The following is a 16,711-nucleotide window of genomic DNA, read 5'->3' as shown; positions in this document are numbered from 1 at the left end:
ACGGCCATGCCGGCAGGAAACGATCAGGACCCGATCCCCTCGGACGACGCGCCCGCTGCGGCCACCGAGCCGTTGTTGAGCCCGCGCGGGGGTGTCCCCGACGTCGTCACCACCGCAGCCGGAGCCGAAGAAGCCGCGGCACTGCTGGCGCGCGGTCACGGACCGCTCGCTGTCGACGCCGAGCGCGCCTCCGGTTATCGATACTCCGCTCGCGCCTATCTCATCCAGCTGCGCCGCGAGGGCGCGGGCACTGTCCTGCTCGATCCCATTCCGATCGCAGGAGACCTCGAGCCTCTCGCGGCGGTGGTCAACGAACTCGAGTGGGTTCTGCACTCCGCCGATCAGGACCTACCCGGACTGGAAGAGCTCGGCCTGCGTCCGGCGGCGCTGTATGACACCGAACTTGCCGGCCGGCTCGCGGGGTTCCCGCGGGTCGGGCTGGCCGCGATCGTCGCGCAGACCCTCGGCCTCGAGCTGAAGAAGGGGCACGGCGCCGCCGACTGGTCGAAACGTCCGTTGCCCGACTCGTGGCTCAACTACGCTGCGCTCGACGTCGAGATTCTCGTCGAACTCCGTGCCGAGATGGCCGCCGAGTTGGACCGGCAGGGCAAATCGGAGTGGGCTGCACAAGAGTTCGAGCACATTCGGATTGCTGGCCCACCCGCACCGAAGCCCGAGCGGTGGCGGCGCACCTCAGGCGTTCACGCGATCAAGAACGCCCGCCAGCTGGCGATCGTTCGGGAATTGTGGTCGGCGCGAGACGAAGTGGCCGCCCGACGCGACATTGCACCGGGTCGGATCCTCCCGGATTCCGCGATCGTGGCAGCAGCACAGGCCGTTCCACGAACGATCGGCGACCTACGCGAGCTGCCTGTCTTCGGCGGGCCGCGTCAACGTCGATCGTCTCGGGCATGGCTTTCGGCGATCGAACGCGCCCGCGGCCTTCCGGACTCGGAGCTTCCGCCACTGACACAGCCGTTCGACGGACCTCCTCCCGCGGGGCGCTGGTCGCGCCATCACCCCGAGGCTGCGGCCCGTCTCACGACCGCCCGTACCGAGCTCTCGGCGTTGAGCGCCGAGGTCTCGGTCCCGATCGAGAATCTGGTGAGCCCCGAACTCGTGCGGCGCCTGTGCTGGGAGTGGGAAGTCACTGCGCCGACCGAGACCGCGGCCTACATCGACTCGAGGTTCACCGCAGGCGGTGCACGTCCGTGGCAGCGCGAGCTGACGGTTCCGCGGCTCGCGAAGGTGCTCGCAGGAGAGATGTAGGGGACTTCTGCGCCTTGCAAGTTACTCACCGGTAACGAAGATGTAGGGTGGTGCCGAGGCAGGTCACCGTTCGGTGCCCGGCCCACATCGCCTCGCCGCGGAACGTGTCGGCGAGGACACCGCTCCACCGGGAGGAAAACGCGTGGCTTCCACCACCTCGAACCAACGCAACGTCGTCTTCGTCGACGGCATACGTACCCCGTTCGGCAAGGCGGGCCCGAAAGGCATCTACGCCGACACCCGTGCCGACGATCTTGTCGTCAAAGCCATCCGGGAACTGATGCGCCGCAACCCCCAGCTCGACCCGGCCCGCATCGACGAGGTCGCCGTCGCGGCGACCACGCAGACCGGCGACCAGGGACTGACGATCGGGCGCACCTCCGCGATCCTTGCAGGGTTACCCGAAACAGTGCCCGGCTTCGCCGTCGATCGCATGTGTGCGGGCGCAATGACCGCCGTGACCACCACTGCATCAGGAATCGGCTTCGGGCAGTACGACGTCGCGATCGCCGGCGGCGTCGAGCACATGGGACGCCACCCGATGGGCGAAGGCGCCGACCCCAACCCGCGCTTCCTCGCCGACAAGCTCGTCGACCCGAGCGCGCTCGTCATGGGCAACACCGCCGAGAACCTGCACGACCGGTTTCCCAGCATCACCAAGGCACGCACGGACGCCTACGCGGTGAACAGCCAGAACAAGTTCGATGCCGCCAAGAAGGCCGGCTGGATCGCCGACACCCTCGTACCTGTTGCCACCCGTTCCGCCGCAGGATGGGGCCTCGCAACCGAAGACGAGCCACCCCGCCCCGGAACGACGATCGAGGACCTCGCGAAGCTCAAGACCCCCTTCCGCCCCGCCGGACGCATCACTGCCGGTAACGCTGCCGGTCTCAACGACGGGGCAACCGCGGCGATCCTGGCGGGCGAGGACACCGCGCGCGAGCTCGGCCTGCCGATCGGTATGCGCATGGTCGGTTTCGCCTTCCAGGGCGTCGATCCGGCCGTCATGGGTATCGGCCCCGTCCCGGCGACCGAGAAGGTCCTGGCACGTACCGGACTGAGCATCGACGACATCGGTCTGTTCGAGATCAACGAGGCATTCGCCGTGCAGGTGCTCGCGTTCCTCGAGCACTTCGGTATCGCCGACGACGATCCCCGCGTCAATCAGTGGGGTGGCGCGATCGCGTGCGGGCACCCGCTCGCATCATCCGGTGTGCGCCTGATGACCCAGCTCTCACACCAGTTCACCCAGAACCCCGAGGTCCGCTACGGCCTGACCACCATGTGCATCGGGCTCGGCATGGGCGGCACCGTGATCTGGGAGAACCCGAACTTCGAGGGAGACAAATAGTCATGACCGATCTTTCGTCCCTGTTCGCCGACGAGGTCGTGACGAACGCCTACACCAGGTTCGTGTCCGTCCCCGGCCTCGACGGGCAGATCGCGCTGGTCACCCTCGACAACGGGTTCGACCACACCAAGCCGAATTCCTTCGGACCCGCGGGGCTGACCGCGTTCGGCGCTGCCCTCGACGAGGCGTTCGCCGCGAACCCCGCAGCCGTCGCCGTCACCGGCAAGCCGTTCATCTTCGCCGCCGGCGCCGATCTCAAGGGTGTCCCCGCAGTCACCGAGCACGCGCAGGGTGTGGAGCTCGGCAAGCTCGGCCACGACGTGTTCCGGAAGCTGCGCGACTCGTCGATCCCGACGTTCGCGTTCGTCAACGGCCTGGCTCTCGGTGGTGGGCTCGAAGTGGGTCTGCACGCGCACTACCGCACCGTTGCGGACAACGTTCCGGCTCTCGGCCTGCCCGAGACGATGCTCGGTCTCGTCCCGGGATGGGGCGGAACGCAACTGCTGCCGAATATTGTCGGCCCCGACCACGCGGTCACGCTCATCCTCGAGAACCCGCTGAACAACGGGCGCACGATCCGCGCTGCCCAGGCGAAGAAGCTCGGCTACGCCGACGAGGTGTTCGGCTCGGCCGATTTCCTCGAGCAGTCGCTGGCGTGGGCCGCCAAGGTCCTCAACGGCGAGATCACACCCGCCCGCCCCGAGATCGACCGTGGCGCCGGGTGGGATGCCGCGATCACACGGGCGAAGGCACTGGTCGACGGCAAGACCCGCGGGCACGCTCCCGCCCCGGCCCGCGCGATCGAGTTGCTCGACCTGGCCCGCAGCACCGACATTGCAGATTCCGCGTCGCTCGACAAGGGTTTCGCTGCCGAGGACGAAGCACTCGCCGATCTGTTGCTCACCGATGAGCTGCGCGCGGGCCTGTACTCGTTCGATCTCGTCAACAAGCGTGCCAAGCGTCCTGCGGGTGCGCCGGACAAGTCGCTCGCCCGGAAGATCACCGGTGTGGGCATCGTCGGGGCCGGACTGATGGCGAGTCAGCTCGCGCTGTTGTTCGTGCGTCAACTGAAGGTGCCGGTGATCCTCACCGACATCGATCAGGAGCGAATCGACAAGGGTGTGGGCTATGTGCACACCGAGATCGACAAATTACAGGGCAAGGGCCGCCTCTCCCCTGACGCGGCGAATCGCCTGAAGGCACTCGTGTCCGGTTCTCTGGACAAGGCGGCGTTCGCGAAGACCGATTTCATCATCGAGGCCGTGTTCGAGAACATGGACGTCAAGAAGAATGTGTTCGCGGAACTCGAACAGCACATCTCTGCCGAGACGATCCTCGCGACGAACACTTCGTCGCTGTCGATCACCGAGATGGCCGCGGATCTGCAGCATCCGGAGCGAGTTGTGGGCTTCCACTTCTTCAACCCGGTCGCGGTACTGCCGCTGCTCGAGGTGATCAAGGGCGACCGGACCGACGACGCCACCCTCGCGACGGCCTTCGCCACCGCGAAGTCACTGAAGAAGTCGGCGGTGTTGTGCGGTGACAAGCCCGGATTCGTCTTCAACCGTCTCGTCACCCGCACTCTCGGTGAGGTCATGACCGCAGTGGACGAGGGGACACCGTTCGACGTGGCGGACAATGCTGTCGGCGCGCTGGGTATGCCTATGTCTCCGTTCACGCTACTCGCCCTCGTCGGCCCCGCCATTGCACTGCATACCGGCGAAACCCTCCAGGCTGCATACCCGGACCGCTTCGTGTCCTCTCCAGGCCTCGAAGCACTCGTCGAGGCGAAGAAACCCGGCGTGTGGTCGTACGAGGACGGCACGCAGGTCGTCGATCCCGACGTGGCCGCGTTGTGGCCGCAGGGAGACAGCCCGTCGACCGCCGACCAGGTGCTCGACAGGACCCGGCGCGCATTTGCCGAGGAGATCCGGATCATGCTCGCCGAGGGTGTGGTCGCAGCACCCGAGGACATCGACCTGTGCCTGATCCTCGGGGGCGGTTTCGCGTTCTGGAACGGTGGTATCACGCCATACCTCGACCGCACCGGCGCCTCCGAAGCGGTCAACGGAAAGCGCTTCCTGGCACCGGGAGTCGCGAGCGTCTCCTGAGGACCCCGAACGTACGAAACGAGGGTGTGTCACCGATCGGTGACACACCCTCGTTTCGTGATCTTGCCGCGGAGCGGGGTACCGAGGGTTAGCGTGAGTTCGTCCGACAGTGCACACGGGGGCGGCCTCGTCGTCGTTGCACACGGCAGCGACCTCGTCGTCGTTGCGCACGACCAGGATCCGCCTGGAGCGGCCCCCACGGGAGAGCAGGTGCGAGAGGATATGCCCGAGCCAACACAACCCTCGACCGGACACGCCGCCAAAGTCATCGCCGTGACGGTCGCTGCTGCAGTCGGCGGCTTCCTCTTCGGTTTCGACAGTTCGGTCATCAACGGGGCGGTCGACTCCATCCAGGGTCATTTCGAGTTGGGTTCTTTCTTCACCGGCTTCGCCGTCGCCATCGCACTACTCGGTTGTGCCGCGGGTGCGTGGTTCGCCGGCCAACTCGCAGATCGATGGGGTCGCAAGAAGGTCATGTTGCTCGGCTCGGCCCTGTTCACGATCTCGTCGATAGGCTCAGGTCTGGCCTTCAGCGTGCCGGACCTGATGTTGTGGCGTGTCCTCGGCGGCCTCGGCATCGGCATCGCGTCCGTCATCGCACCCACCTACATCTCGGAGATCGCTCCGGCGCGTTACCGCGGCAGCCTGGCCTCGCTACAACAACTCGCGATCACCCTGGGCATCTTTGCCGCGCTGTTGTCCGACGCGATCCTGCAGAACGCCGCGGGCGGCGCCTCCAACGAGCTTTGGTGGAATCTGGAGGCGTGGCGATGGATGTTCCTCGTCGGCGTGGTCCCCGCCCTCGTGTACGGCGTGCTCGCTCTGATGATCCCGGAGTCCCCACGCTATTTGGTCGGCAAGGACCTCGACGAGGAAGCCGCCCAGGTTCTCGCCAACGTCACCGGCGACCTCCACCCGGACGAACGTGTCGCCGAGATCCGGCTGACGCTGCGCCGCGAGACTGCCCGGTCATGGGACGACATCCGAGGCCCGGTGTTCGGCCTGCAGTCCCTGGTGTGGGTCGGCATCACGATGGCGATCTTCCAGCAGTTCGTCGGCATCAACGCAATCTTCTACTACTCGACGACGCTGTGGAAATCCGTGGGGTTCAGCGAGAATCAGTCGTTCACGACGTCCGTGATCACCGCAGTCATCAACGTCGTCATGACGTTCGTGGCGATACTGTTCGTCGACAAGATCGGACGGCGTCCCCTGCTGATGGTGGGCTCGATCGGCATGTTCGTGAGCCTGCTGCTCGCCGCCATCGCGTTCTCGCAGGCCACCGGTAGTGGTGAGGATCTGCAGTTGCCTGCGCCGTGGGGCACGGTGGCACTCATCGGGGCCAACGCGTTCGTGGTCTTCTTCGCCGCCACGTGGGGCCCAATCATGTGGGTGATGCTCGGCGAGATGTTCCCCAATCGGATGCGAGCCCTGGCGCTGGGGTTGAGCACCGCTGCCAACTGGATCGCGAACTTCACGGTGACCCTGGCGTTCCCGCCGCTCACGGAATCGGTGGGGCTGTGGTTCCTCTACGGACTGTTCGCGTTCTTCGCGCTGCTGTCGTTCTTCTTCGTCAAGTCGAAGATCCCGGAGACCAAGGGGATGGAGCTCGAGGACATGCGCACCTGACGACGCGTTGCGCTATCCATCGGCTCAGCATTGCCCGATCCGCCGCCTCAGCGTTGCGCGATGGTCTCCGAGGCGTCACTGCCGTCGAGACCCACCACCCAGCCGGTGACCTGCCGCGCGACATCCTGCGCGGTCAAGCCGAGCTGCTGATGGATCTCCCCCCTCGACCCGTGGTCGAGAAACTCCTGGGGTACCGCGATGTCGCGCGTAGGCACGTCGATGTCGTTGCTACGCAACGCCGATGACACCGCCGAGCCGACACCGCCGTGAATACCACCGTCCTCGATGGTCACGACGAGGCGGAACGCATCCGCCAGATCGGTGACCGCGTCGGGAACCGGCAGCACCCACCGCGGGTCGACGACAGCGGCGGTGATGCCCTGCTGAGCAAGCCGGTCGGCGGCGTCGAGCGCCAAGGATGCGAATACACCCACCGCGACGAACAGAACATCGCCCGTTCGACGCTCGGGCATTCGCAGCACATCGACTGTGCCGCCGAGGCGCTCGATCGCGGGAATATCCTCTCCGACAGCGCCCTTCGGGAACCGGAGCACAGTCGGGCCGTCATCGACCCCAAGGGCCTCACCGAGTTCTTCGCGCAGGGTGGAACCGTCGCGCGGCGCTGCCACGCGGATACCGGGGACGATGCCGAGGAGTGACATGTCCCACATGCCGTTGTGGCTCGCGCCGTCCGTTCCCGTGATTCCGGCTCGATCGAGCACCAGCGTCACGGGTTGTTTCAGCAGGGCCACATCCATGAGGAGCTGGTCGAACGCCCGGTTGAGGAACGTCGAATACACCGCGACGACAGGGTGCATACCGCCGAGTGCAAGACCCGCCGCAGAGGTCACGGCGTGCTGCTCGGCGATCCCCACATCGAATGTCCGCTCGGGGAATCGTTCGCCGAACTTCGCAAGCCCGGTGGGGCCCGCCATCGCAGCAGTGATCGCGACCACGTCTTCGCGCGCTTCGGCGTGGGCGATGAGTTCGTCCGAGAACACGGACGTCCAGTCAGGCTTCGACGACGAGGTTGCGCGCCCCGTACGCGGATCCATCACACCGGTGGCGTGCATCTGGTCGGCCTCATGGTTCTCGGCAGGCGCGTACCCCGCACCTTTCCTGGTGACCGCGTGCACGATCACCGGACCGCCGTATGCCTTAGCGCGGCGCAGGGCCGCTTCGAGTGCGGGCTCGTCGTGTCCGTCGACCGGTCCGAGGTATTTGATTCCGAGGTCGGTGAACAGCACCTGCGGGCTCACCGCATCTTTGAGCCCGGTCTTCATCCCGTGCAGCACGGAGTACGCCGCGGCTCCGAGCCACGGGATCTTCTTGACCATGCGGCGACCGTTGTCGAGCGCACGCTCGTAACCGGGCCGCAGACGAAGCGCAGCCAGGTGCTCGGCGAGACCTCCGATCGTCGGCGCGTACGAGCGGCCGTTGTCGTTGACCACCATCACCAGCGAGCGGGTGCTGCCTGCGGCGATGTTGTTGAGCGCTTCCCAGCACATTCCCCCGGTGAGGGCTCCGTCTCCGACCACTGCGACGACCGTACGTTCCTGGCCACTGAGCTGGTATGCCTTCGCGAGACCATCGGCGTAGGACAGCGCGGCCGAGGCATGCGACGACTCGATCCAGTCGTGCTCGCTCTCGGCCCGGCACGGATACCCGGACAGGCCACCGCGCTGCCGCAGTGTGTCGAAGTCGTCCTTGCGACCGGTGAGAATCTTGTGGACGTAGGCCTGGTGGCCGGTGTCGAAAAGGATCGGATCGTGCGGCGAGTCGAACACGCGATGGAGTGCGAGCGTCAATTCGACGACACCGAGGTTGGGGCCGAGGTGCCCCCCGGTTGCCGCCACCTTCTCGACAAGGAAGCCGCGGATCTCACCTGCGAGTTGCGCGACCTCGCTGGGCGAGAGGCGACGCACATCGTCGGGTGACTGGATGCGGGACAGGACACCCAACTGATCTAGCTCCCTCCGGATCGTGATTCCCGCGACGGTGCGCGAGCAGTTACTGCATTCTACGGAGCGGCTGCACGGTTCGGACCGTCACATCACTCACACCGCGAGACGCACAGGTCCGGCGACACATGTGCGCCTCGCTCGATGCCTCTCTACACCTCGGCGGCAGGGGCACGACGGTCGGTCGCGGGCTCCTCGTCGACGATGTCGATCGTGGTGCGCAGCTCACGGTTCGGGATGAGCACCACTGCCACCAGAGTAATGAGTGCGAATCCGGCGGCTACGAGGAAGAGCGTACCCGTGGCGTCGCCATAGGACGTATGCACAACCTCCGCAACCGGTGCGGGGAGCGCGTCGATGTCCAGATTGGCACCGCTGCCGCCGGACGCCGAGGTGTCGATGCCCAGTTTCGCGAATCCATCCGCCGAGAGTGTGGCCACGCGAGCCGCAAGGATCGACCCGAGGATCGACACACCGATCGCGCCGCCGAAGGTGCGGAAGAATGCGACCGAGCTACTTGCTGCGCCGATGTTCTTCACACTCACGGTGTTCTGCACGGCGAGCACCAGGTTCTGCATCAACATGCCGGTGCCCAGACCCACGATCGCGATGTAGATGCCGATGACCACGAGCGAGGTGGTGTGGTCGAGCGTCCCGAGAAGCGCGAAGCCGACGAACTGGAGCACTGCGCCACCGACGATGAACGGCTTCCACTTACCGAATCGGGTGATCAGTTGTCCCGACACCATCGAGGAGACCAACGTGCCCGCCACCATCGGGATGGTGAGCAGACCCGCCGAGGTCGGGCTGAAGCCGCGCGCGGTCTGGAAGTACTGGGTGAGGAACGTGGTGGCACCGAACAAACCGACACCGACTGCGATGGACGCGATGATGGCCAGCGCGGTCGTCCGCTCGGTGATGATCTTCAGCGGGATGACCGGATCGGACACCTTCGACTCGACGAACACCGTCAGAGCAAGAAGCGCAAGACCGGCGAAAACGTAGAGGGCCGACTCGAGAGAGATCCACTCGTAGTAGCCTTCCTTGCCTGCGAACGAGACCCAGATCAGGAGAACGCTGACACCAGCGGTGATCAACGTCGCACCGAGCCAGTCGATCTTCACGTTCGTCTTACGTTCGGTCGCAATCTTCAGAGTGCGCTGTAGCAGGAACAGTGCCACCACGGCAAGAGGGACACACACGTAGAAGCACCAGCGCCAGCCCAGCGGGCTGTCGACGATCACACCGCCGAGGACCGGGCCGCCCGACATCGCGACGGCCATCACTGCACCCATGTAGCCGGAGTACCGGCCGCGCTCACGCGGCGGAATGATGCTGCCGATGATCGCCACGACCAACGCGGTCAGACCGCCCATCCCGATGCCCTGGATAACGCGTGCGCCGAGGAGGATGTTCACATCCTGAGCGAGACCCGCAAGCACGGAGCCGCCGACGAAGATCAGAATCGACAGCTGAACGAGCAGCTTCTTGTTGAACAGGTCGGAGAGCTTGCCCCAGATCGGTGTGGACGCTGCATTGGCGAGCAGTGCTGTGGTGATGACCCATGCGTACTGCGTCTGCGTGCCCCGGAGGTCGGCGATGATCGTCGGGAGCGCGGTGGAGACGATAGTGCTGCTGAGCAATGCGGTGAACAATGCGGCGAGCAGGCCGGCGAGGATCGCGAGGATCTCGCGGTGGGTCAGGAGTGCTTCTGCATCCTGACCGGTACCGGGCGGCGTCGATGCACCGTCCGTGACTGCGGTTGTACTCATGAACAGATCCTTTGTGCGTTAGTGGTGCCTACGCCGGCGGCAACAATGGGCCCCAGCGCGTTGTTGAGCCGATCGAGAACGTCGAGAGCGTCCTCGAGTTGCTTTCCGTTCCAGTCCCCGAGTTGGGCGGCCAGTCGTTCGGTACGCCGATCTCTGATTGCACCCAATATGTCGAGCCCCGCGGACGAGCAGGTCACGAGATGCGCCCGCTTGTCATCGGGATCCGGATGCTTGTCGACCAAGCCACGGTCGACGAGCTCACCGATCTGGCGGCTCAACGACGATTGACCGACGTGCATCTCGGCTGCGAGTTCACTCGGACGACACTGCCCGGTACGAGCCAGGAGAAAGAGCACCCCCGCGAGAGCATTGGGAAGTAGATCGACCTCGCTGTGCGAGAGCGCGGCCCGCAGGGTTCGGCCGAACAGGAAGATGGCGTCAGTGAGCGCGTGGACGGTATCCGGCTGGACAGCGGTCACGCGATCCTCCGATTCTACGAAATAATTTGCTTGCGGCATGCAACTATATAATTAGTTGCATGCCGCAAGCAAATACCTCGAAACGGACAGCGCGCGTCCCCTCATGTGGGACGACGGATCAGCGTGTGAACAACGCGAGGCACTCCACGTGGTGCGTCGAAGGAAACGCAGCGAACGCACGCAGCTCGGCCAGCTCGAATCCCCGTGCGCGATAGAGGCCGACATCCCGCCCGAACGACGCCGGGTCGCAACCGACATGGATCACTCTCCGGGGTGCCGCATCCGCGATCGCAGCGACGACGTCCTTACCCGCACCGGCGCGCGGCGGATCGAGAATCACCACGTCGGGGGACGCCAGTGCGCCGATCACGCGCTCTACCCGCCCGTGCCGAAACGACACCTGCGACAGGTCAGCGAGCGCCTTCGTGCCGTCGTCCACCGCCTGCCGGGACGACTCCACCGACTCGACTCGTCCGGACGCACCGACCTGCCCGGCCACCGCAGCCGCGAACACACCCACCCCGCCGTAGAGATCCCACACGGTGCTGCCCACCCCGGCATCCGCCCACTCGCTCACCACGGTCGAGTACGTATGCGCAGCCCCTCGATGAGCCTGCCAGAATCCGGTGGCTGCCAGCCGCCATTCCCGCGATCCGACCCGCTCGACCGGACGACCGGACCCCTCGACGACTTTCTCCGCGCGCGGTGCGTTCACTGCAGCACGGCGCGCCGACGCGCCGCGCCTGCCCGGGCTACGCCGACCGGTGCGTGAGACCACCGGCGGTGCGATCTCCACCACATGCCGTTTGCCGTCCGCGTCGAGGACGACCTGCAGGTCGGAGCCCGGCTGCCAGACGTGGTCGGGCAGGTCGATGTAGGCGCGTCGGTCGATCTGAGTGCAGCCGAGCTCCGGCACCACGTCGTTGCTGTGGTAGCGCCGGTATCCCGGCGTTCCCGCCGCATCGACCGCCAATCGGACCCGCGTTCGCCACCGAGTGCCGTCCGGTGTGCTTCCGGGTACCTCCTCCACGAGAACGTCACGCTCCACCCCGCCCAGGCGGCGCAGTTGTTCGGCGACCACGGCCGCCGCAATGTCCCGTTGCGCCGACGGCGTGACATGCGCCATGTCGCAGCAACCTGCGTCGCCAGGGCCGGAGATGGGGCACACGCGGTCGACGCGATCATCCGACGCTTCGAGGATCTCCACCGCGTCGGCGAAACAGAAGGAGCCGCCACGGTCCTCGGTGACGACCGCGAACACCCGCTCCCCCGGCAGGCCGTGTCGCACGAACACCACCCGCCCTTCGTGGCGGGCGACGCAGAAGCCGCCGTGTGCGGGATTGCCGAGCATCAGCTCGATCCGTTGCCCGGACCAGTCGGTTCCTGCGCTCTGCTGACCCTGGCGGCTCACTGATCTTCCTCCTGTTTTGCGGATCGGTGACCCGCTTGGTTCTGCAACCCGCGGCGGATCGCCCCCGGCACGGTGTCGACTCGGTCCTTCGGTACCTTCGCAGACGAACGCAACTGCCACGGCACACTCGTGACCATCACTCCCGGCTGGAAGAGCAGTCGACTCTTCAATCGCAGGGCGCTCTGGTTGTGAAGGATCTGCTCCCACCAGTGCCCGACCACGTACTCCGGAATGAATACGGTGACGACGTCGCGCGGGGAATCCCGCCGTACGCGTCGCACGTAATCCAGAACCGGCCGGGTGATCTCGCGATACGGCGACTCGACGACCTTCAACGGTACCGTGATGTCGCTGGCGTCCCAGTCCCGGACCAGCTGACGGGTATTCACGTCGTCGACGTTGACTGTGATTGCCTCGAGCGTGTCAGGCCGTGTCGCCCGCGCAAAGGCCAAGGCTCGACGTGTCGGCAGGTGCAGCGTCGACACCAGGACGATCGAGTGTGTGCGGCTCGGCAGTACTCCGTCCCACTCCGCAGCCTCGAGTTCAGCGGCCACGCTGTCGTAGTGACGCCGGATCGCTTTCATCAGCACGAAAATCACCAGAATCATGAGGACCGCGATCCACGCTCCCCCGGAGAATTTGGTGACCAGCACAATGATCAACACCACCGCGGTCGCAATCAAACCGAGACCGTTGATCATGCGTGCGCGGATCATCCGTCCCCGTTCGGACGGATCGGTCTCCACCGCCAAGTGCCGGGTCCAGTGCCGCACCATGCCCGCTTGTCCGAGCGTGAACGCGACGAATACTCCCACGATGTACAGCTGAATCAGCTGGGTGACCCGAGCATCGAACACCCACACGAACACGACGGCCACACCCGACAGGAACAGAATCCCGTTACTGAACGCCAGCTTGTCACCACGAGTGTGCAGTTGTCGCGGGAGATACCGATTCTGCGCGAGCACCGACGCCAGCGCCGGGAACCCGCTGAACGCAGTGTTCGCTGCGAGCAGCAGGATCAATGCCGTAGCCACGGTGACGAGGAAGAAACCGACGGGAAAGCCCGCGAACACCGCGTGTGCGAGTTGCGCGACAAGCGTCTTCTGTTCGTAGCCCTCCGGTGCGCCCCTCAATTGGGTGGCGGGATGCTCGGCCACCACCACACCGATCCGACCTGCGAGGAACACCACCCCGAGGAACAACGGCACGGCCACCGCGCCCAGCAAGAGCAACGTGGTCGCAGCGTTGCGGGCCTTCGGCTTGCGGAACGCAGGCACTCCCGTGCTGATCGCTTCGACACCCGTGAGAGCGGCACACCCGGAGGAGAACGCCCGGGCGATCAAGAACACGAAGGCGATCGCCGTCAGATCCGTCTGCTCCGCGACGAGTTCGAAGTCGGCGGACTCCGCGCGCAGATCGTCCCCGAGCACGAATATCTGCACGAACCCCCAGACGATCATGATGGCCATGGCGGCCATGAACGCGTATGTGGGGATGGCGAACGCGGTTCCCGCCTCCCGCATGCCGCGCAGGTTCATGGCCGTGAGGAGCCCGATCGCCAGGATCGCGAACAACACCTTGTGCTGCGCGACGAACGGTACGGCCGACCCGATGTTGGCCGCGGCCGACGAAATCGACACCGCGAGAATGAGCACGTAGTCCACGAGTAGCGCACTGCCGACCGTGAGCCCAGCGATGGATCCGAGATTCTTCGTCGCCACCTCGTAATCGCCGCCACCGGACGGGTAGGCGCGCACATTCTGCCGGTAGCTCGCCACCACTATGACGAGCACGACCGCAACAGCAATACCGACCCACGGAGTGAAGGCATATGCCGAAAGTCCCGCCACCGACAGGACCAGGAATATCTCCTCCGGCGCGTATGCGATCGACGACAGGGCATCGGAGGCGAACACGGGCAGCGCGATGCGCTTGGGAAGCAATGTGTGCCCGAGGGTGTCACTTCGAAACGGCCGACCCAATAGAAGCCGCTTCGTGGCGGTGGAGAGCTTGGACACGGGCCCAGCCTAAGCCGTACCGGGCCGGTCACGACCCGGTGTCCGGGTCATTTCGCCCGCTGTTGCCGTCGGAGCGGTACGGTTTCCGTTCGGCAGGACGAGCCGACGAACGGAGTGCGCGGTGTACATGGTGGTCATGGGTTGCGGCCGCGTGGGATCCTCGGTGGCCACCGCGCTGACCCGGCTCGGACACGAGGTCGCGGTCATCGACCGGGACGCAGGGGCGTTCCTTCGACTGGGCGACGACTTCCCCGGCCGCACGGTCGTCGGGATGGGGTTCGACCGCGAGGTCCTCATCGACGCCGGAATCGAACGCGCTGACGCCTTCGCGGCTGTGTCCTCCGGAGACAATTCCAATATCATCGCCGCGCGCACGGCCCGCGAGATCTTCGGCGTGGAACGTGTGGTCGCACGCATCTACGACGCGAAACGTGCCGCCGTGTACGAGCGGCTCGGAATTCCCACCATCGCCACTGTGCCGTGGACCACCGATCGGCTCCTGCACACCCTCACCCACGAAAGTGAGAACGCACGCTGGCGTGATCCGACGGGTTCGGTCGCGGTCTGCGAGGTCAACGTCCACGAGGACTGGGTGGGAAAGCGGGTGACCGATCTCGAAGCGGCCACCGGAGCGAGAGTTGCATTCCTCATCCGGTTCGGTGCGGGGGTGCTCCCGGACCGGAGAACCCTGATCCAGGCCGACGACCAGGTCTACATCGCGGCGGTCTCGGGAACCGTCGCCGAATCGATTGCGCTGGCCGAGAATCCGCCCGCCGACAACGACGAGTGAGGACGTGCCGATGAAGGTGGTCATCGCAGGTGCAGGCGCGGTGGGGCGCTCCATCGCCCGCGAACTTCTGCGTAACGAGCATGAGGTGATGCTCGTCGAGCGCAAGCTCGATCACGTCGATCCCGCGGCCGTGCCCGATGCGAAGTGGGTCCACGGCGATGCTTGTGAGCTCAGTCTCCTCGAGGCAGCAGGACTCGAACAGTACGACGTGGTGATCGCAGCTACGGGCGACGACAAGGCAAATCTCGTGCTGAGCCTGCTCGCAACCACGGAGTTCGGGGTTGCGCGTGTGGTTGCCCGCGTCAACGACCCGCGCAACGAATGGCTGTTCGACGAGTCGTGGGGCGTCGACGTGGCCGTCTCCACCCCCAGGATGTTGGCCTCGCTCGTCGAGGAAGCGGTCTCGGTCGGCGATCTCGTGCGGTTGATGACACTGCGCAAGGGCGCGAATCTCGTCGAGATCACGCTCCCGGACACCACCGCACTGGCAGGCAAACCGGTGCGCAAACTTGCACTACCCCGAGACGTCGCGCTCGTGACGATTCTGCGCGGTGACCGCGTGATCGTCCCGCAGGCCGACGATCCGCTCGAAGGTGGAGATGAGCTGTTGTTCGTCGCAGCGGAAGACGTCGAAGACGAGCTTCGCGCCTTGATCGAGCGTTAGCGCTTCTCGTGCCGCGGGCGGGCGTCGTGAGACGCGGTAGCCGCGTCCGTGGCCGCTGCAGGGTCCGTGGCCGCCGTGGAGTCCATGGGCACCGCGGTGTCCGGGTGCGCCTCGTCGTACCCCGCCGTGGACTCCACCAGCCTGTCGGCCCTGCGGACGGCCCAGAGGGTCACGAGCAGTGCGAGCGCGGTCAATGGCCATCCCATCCCGATTCGAGCAGCAGCGAGCCAGCCGGTTTGATCCTCGTCGTAGAGGTGGTTCTGAACCATATAGCGCGCAAGGAACACCAACGCCCACGCGGCCGTCGCGATGTCGTACGCGCGCACCGCCTCTCGATGGGTACGCCAGCGCGAACCCTGCCCGTTGAGCATTCCCCAGATCACGCCGACGAGGGGCCGGCGCACGAGCACCGACAGCACGAACGCGCCACCGTAGACCAGGCTCGCGTAGATACCGAACAGGAAGTACCCTTTGGCGTCGCCCGTGCGGTGCGCAATGAAGGCGCACAGAGCCACACCCATGAATCCGGAGATGGCCGGCTGGATGGGTGTCCGCCGGATCAATCGCCACACGAGCACACCGCAGGCGACCCCGACGGCGGACCAGATCGCAGCAGTCAGGCCCCAGACGCTGTTGATGGGCACGAAGACCAGCACGGGCAATGTCGAATACACCAACCCGCTGAGTCCACCGAGTTGTTCGAGAAGGGTCTGCCGGCTGGTATCGCTCACGTATACGAGGGTGCCATACTCGGATGCTTTCGACTCCCGCCGAACTGCGGGTCAGTCGTTCAGGCCGGGTCTCTGAGCTCGTAGTACGGGTTGTAGATGGCTTTGCGGCCCTCCCGCTCGCCGACCCTGCCGCGAACCTGCAGCGTCTTGCCGGGTTCGATGCCGGGGATGCGCCGCCGCCCGATCCACACGAGCAGGATCGAGTCGGTTCCGTCGAAGAGCTCGGCCTCGACCGACGCGGAAGCAGCCTTCGACGAAGACTCCACACTTCTCAGTCGCCCGAACATCGTCACTTCCTGCCCACGGGTACAGGACACGACAGGCAACGCGCCCGTCGCGTGTGATGATTCGGCCATCTCCTCGGCATCGAGTTCTTCGAGATCCTCAGTGAGGCGGCGGGTGAGCCGGCGAATGTAGCCGGCTGCGGCGGATGCCATAGCGCGCTCCTGCAACGGGCGGCACGGGTTTCGCGCCGCGACACTTCCTTCGTCCGCCACTGTAGACCGATCCGCACGGGAGACA

General features: G+C 65.7%; 13 protein-coding genes. 6 read left to right on the top strand and 7 right to left on the bottom strand.

What is annotated here, in order from left to right:
* The first annotated feature begins 6 nt into the window (after nucleotides 1-6).
* From ACSYG9_RS21890 to ACSYG9_RS21875, 4 genes are all read left to right on the top strand, one after another.
* Nucleotides 7-1,269: an HRDC domain-containing protein gene (locus ACSYG9_RS21890; RefSeq protein WP_440124460.1), complete on the top strand. Its 1,263-nt coding sequence runs from the start codon at nucleotides 7-9 to the stop codon at nucleotides 1,267-1,269.
* Nucleotides 1,270-1,411: 142 nt separating this feature from the next.
* The gene (locus ACSYG9_RS21885; RefSeq protein WP_454839901.1) at nucleotides 1,412-2,620 is read left to right on the top strand and encodes a thiolase family protein; all 1,209 of its coding nucleotides are present in this window, start codon (nucleotides 1,412-1,414) and stop codon (nucleotides 2,618-2,620) included.
* A gap of 2 nt (nucleotides 2,621-2,622) precedes the next feature.
* A complete protein-coding gene (locus tag ACSYG9_RS21880) occupies nucleotides 2,623-4,731 on the top strand; it encodes a 3-hydroxyacyl-CoA dehydrogenase NAD-binding domain-containing protein (RefSeq protein WP_454839899.1) in 2,109 nt (702 codons plus the stop codon).
* 222 nt (nucleotides 4,732-4,953) lie between these two features.
* A complete protein-coding gene (locus ACSYG9_RS21875) occupies nucleotides 4,954-6,360 on the top strand; it encodes a sugar porter family MFS transporter (RefSeq protein ID WP_440127761.1) in 1,407 nt (468 codons plus the stop codon).
* A gap of 47 nt (nucleotides 6,361-6,407) precedes the next feature.
* Here ACSYG9_RS21875 and dxs read toward each other — a convergent pair whose 3' ends face one another.
* The 5 genes from dxs to ACSYG9_RS21850 form a co-directional block, all read right to left on the bottom strand.
* Complete coding sequence (gene dxs / locus ACSYG9_RS21870; RefSeq protein WP_440124457.1) at nucleotides 6,408-8,321, bottom strand: 1-deoxy-D-xylulose-5-phosphate synthase; 1,914 nt, start codon at nucleotides 8,319-8,321, stop codon at nucleotides 6,408-6,410.
* A 152-nt stretch (nucleotides 8,322-8,473) separates the two neighbouring features.
* A complete protein-coding gene (locus ACSYG9_RS21865) occupies nucleotides 8,474-10,093 on the bottom strand; it encodes an MFS transporter (RefSeq protein WP_440124456.1) in 1,620 nt (539 codons plus the stop codon).
* Nucleotides 10,090-10,572 carry a MarR family winged helix-turn-helix transcriptional regulator gene (locus tag ACSYG9_RS21860; protein WP_454839896.1) on the bottom strand — a complete coding sequence of 161 codons (483 nt, stop codon included), beginning with the start codon at nucleotides 10,570-10,572 and terminating at the stop codon, nucleotides 10,090-10,092. The genes ACSYG9_RS21865 and ACSYG9_RS21860 overlap by 4 nt, the downstream gene beginning before the upstream one ends.
* Before the next feature lie 118 nt (nucleotides 10,573-10,690).
* The gene (locus ACSYG9_RS21855; RefSeq protein ID WP_454843018.1) at nucleotides 10,691-11,923 is read right to left on the bottom strand and encodes a class I SAM-dependent RNA methyltransferase; all 1,233 of its coding nucleotides are present in this window, start codon (nucleotides 11,921-11,923) and stop codon (nucleotides 10,691-10,693) included.
* 56 nt (nucleotides 11,924-11,979) lie between these two features.
* Nucleotides 11,980-14,004, bottom strand: coding sequence for an APC family permease (locus ACSYG9_RS21850; protein ID WP_454839894.1), 2,025 nt, complete (start codon nucleotides 14,002-14,004; stop codon nucleotides 11,980-11,982).
* Between the two features lie 121 nt (nucleotides 14,005-14,125).
* Here ACSYG9_RS21850 and ACSYG9_RS21845 point away from each other — a divergent pair, with 121 nt between their 5' ends.
* Nucleotides 14,126-14,794, top strand: a complete 669-nt coding sequence (locus tag ACSYG9_RS21845) for an NAD-binding protein (RefSeq protein WP_440124453.1) — start codon at nucleotides 14,126-14,128, stop codon at nucleotides 14,792-14,794.
* A gap of 10 nt (nucleotides 14,795-14,804) precedes the next feature.
* A complete protein-coding gene (locus tag ACSYG9_RS21840; protein WP_440124452.1) occupies nucleotides 14,805-15,458 on the top strand; it encodes an NAD-binding protein in 654 nt (217 codons plus the stop codon).
* On the opposite strand, the gene ACSYG9_RS21835 is transcribed toward ACSYG9_RS21840, so the two are convergent.
* Together ACSYG9_RS21835 and ACSYG9_RS21830 are read right to left on the bottom strand one after the other, a co-directional pair.
* Nucleotides 15,455-16,189, bottom strand: coding sequence for a DUF3159 domain-containing protein (locus tag ACSYG9_RS21835; protein WP_440124451.1), 735 nt, complete (start codon nucleotides 16,187-16,189; stop codon nucleotides 15,455-15,457). The two genes, ACSYG9_RS21840 and ACSYG9_RS21835, sit on opposite strands and share 4 nt — an antisense overlap.
* Before the next feature lie 59 nt (nucleotides 16,190-16,248).
* Entirely contained in the window at nucleotides 16,249-16,626 is a 378-nt protein-coding gene (locus ACSYG9_RS21830) for an OB-fold nucleic acid binding domain-containing protein (protein ID WP_440124450.1), read from the bottom strand.
* Nucleotides 16,627-16,711 lie beyond the last annotated feature (85 nt).

This window comes from Rhodococcus sp. SJ-2 (assembly GCF_053750035.1).
The sequence above is the reverse complement of the archived record's forward strand: the minus strand, read 5'-3'. Positions and strand labels throughout refer to the sequence as shown.

Excerpts from the sequence above, each read along its gene's own strand:
- ACSYG9_RS21890 (WP_440124460.1), top strand. The coding sequence starts at position 7 with ATGCCGGCAGGAAACGATCAGGACCCGATCCCCTCGGACGACGCGCCC.
- ACSYG9_RS21880 (WP_454839899.1), top strand. The coding sequence starts at position 2,623 with ATGACCGATCTTTCGTCCCTGTTCGCCGACGAGGTCGTGACGAACGCC.
- ACSYG9_RS21875 (WP_440127761.1), top strand. The coding sequence starts at position 4,954 with ATGCCCGAGCCAACACAACCCTCGACCGGACACGCCGCCAAAGTCATC.
- ACSYG9_RS21865 (WP_440124456.1), bottom strand. The coding sequence starts at position 10,093 with ATGAGTACAACCGCAGTCACGGACGGTGCATCGACGCCGCCCGGTACC.
- ACSYG9_RS21855 (WP_454843018.1), bottom strand. The coding sequence starts at position 11,923 with ATGCTCGGCAATCCCGCACACGGCGGCTTCTGCGTCGCCCGCCACGAA.
- ACSYG9_RS21840 (WP_440124452.1), top strand. The coding sequence starts at position 14,805 with ATGAAGGTGGTCATCGCAGGTGCAGGCGCGGTGGGGCGCTCCATCGCC.
- ACSYG9_RS21830 (WP_440124450.1), bottom strand. The coding sequence starts at position 16,626 with ATGGCATCCGCCGCAGCCGGCTACATTCGCCGGCTCACCCGCCGCCTC.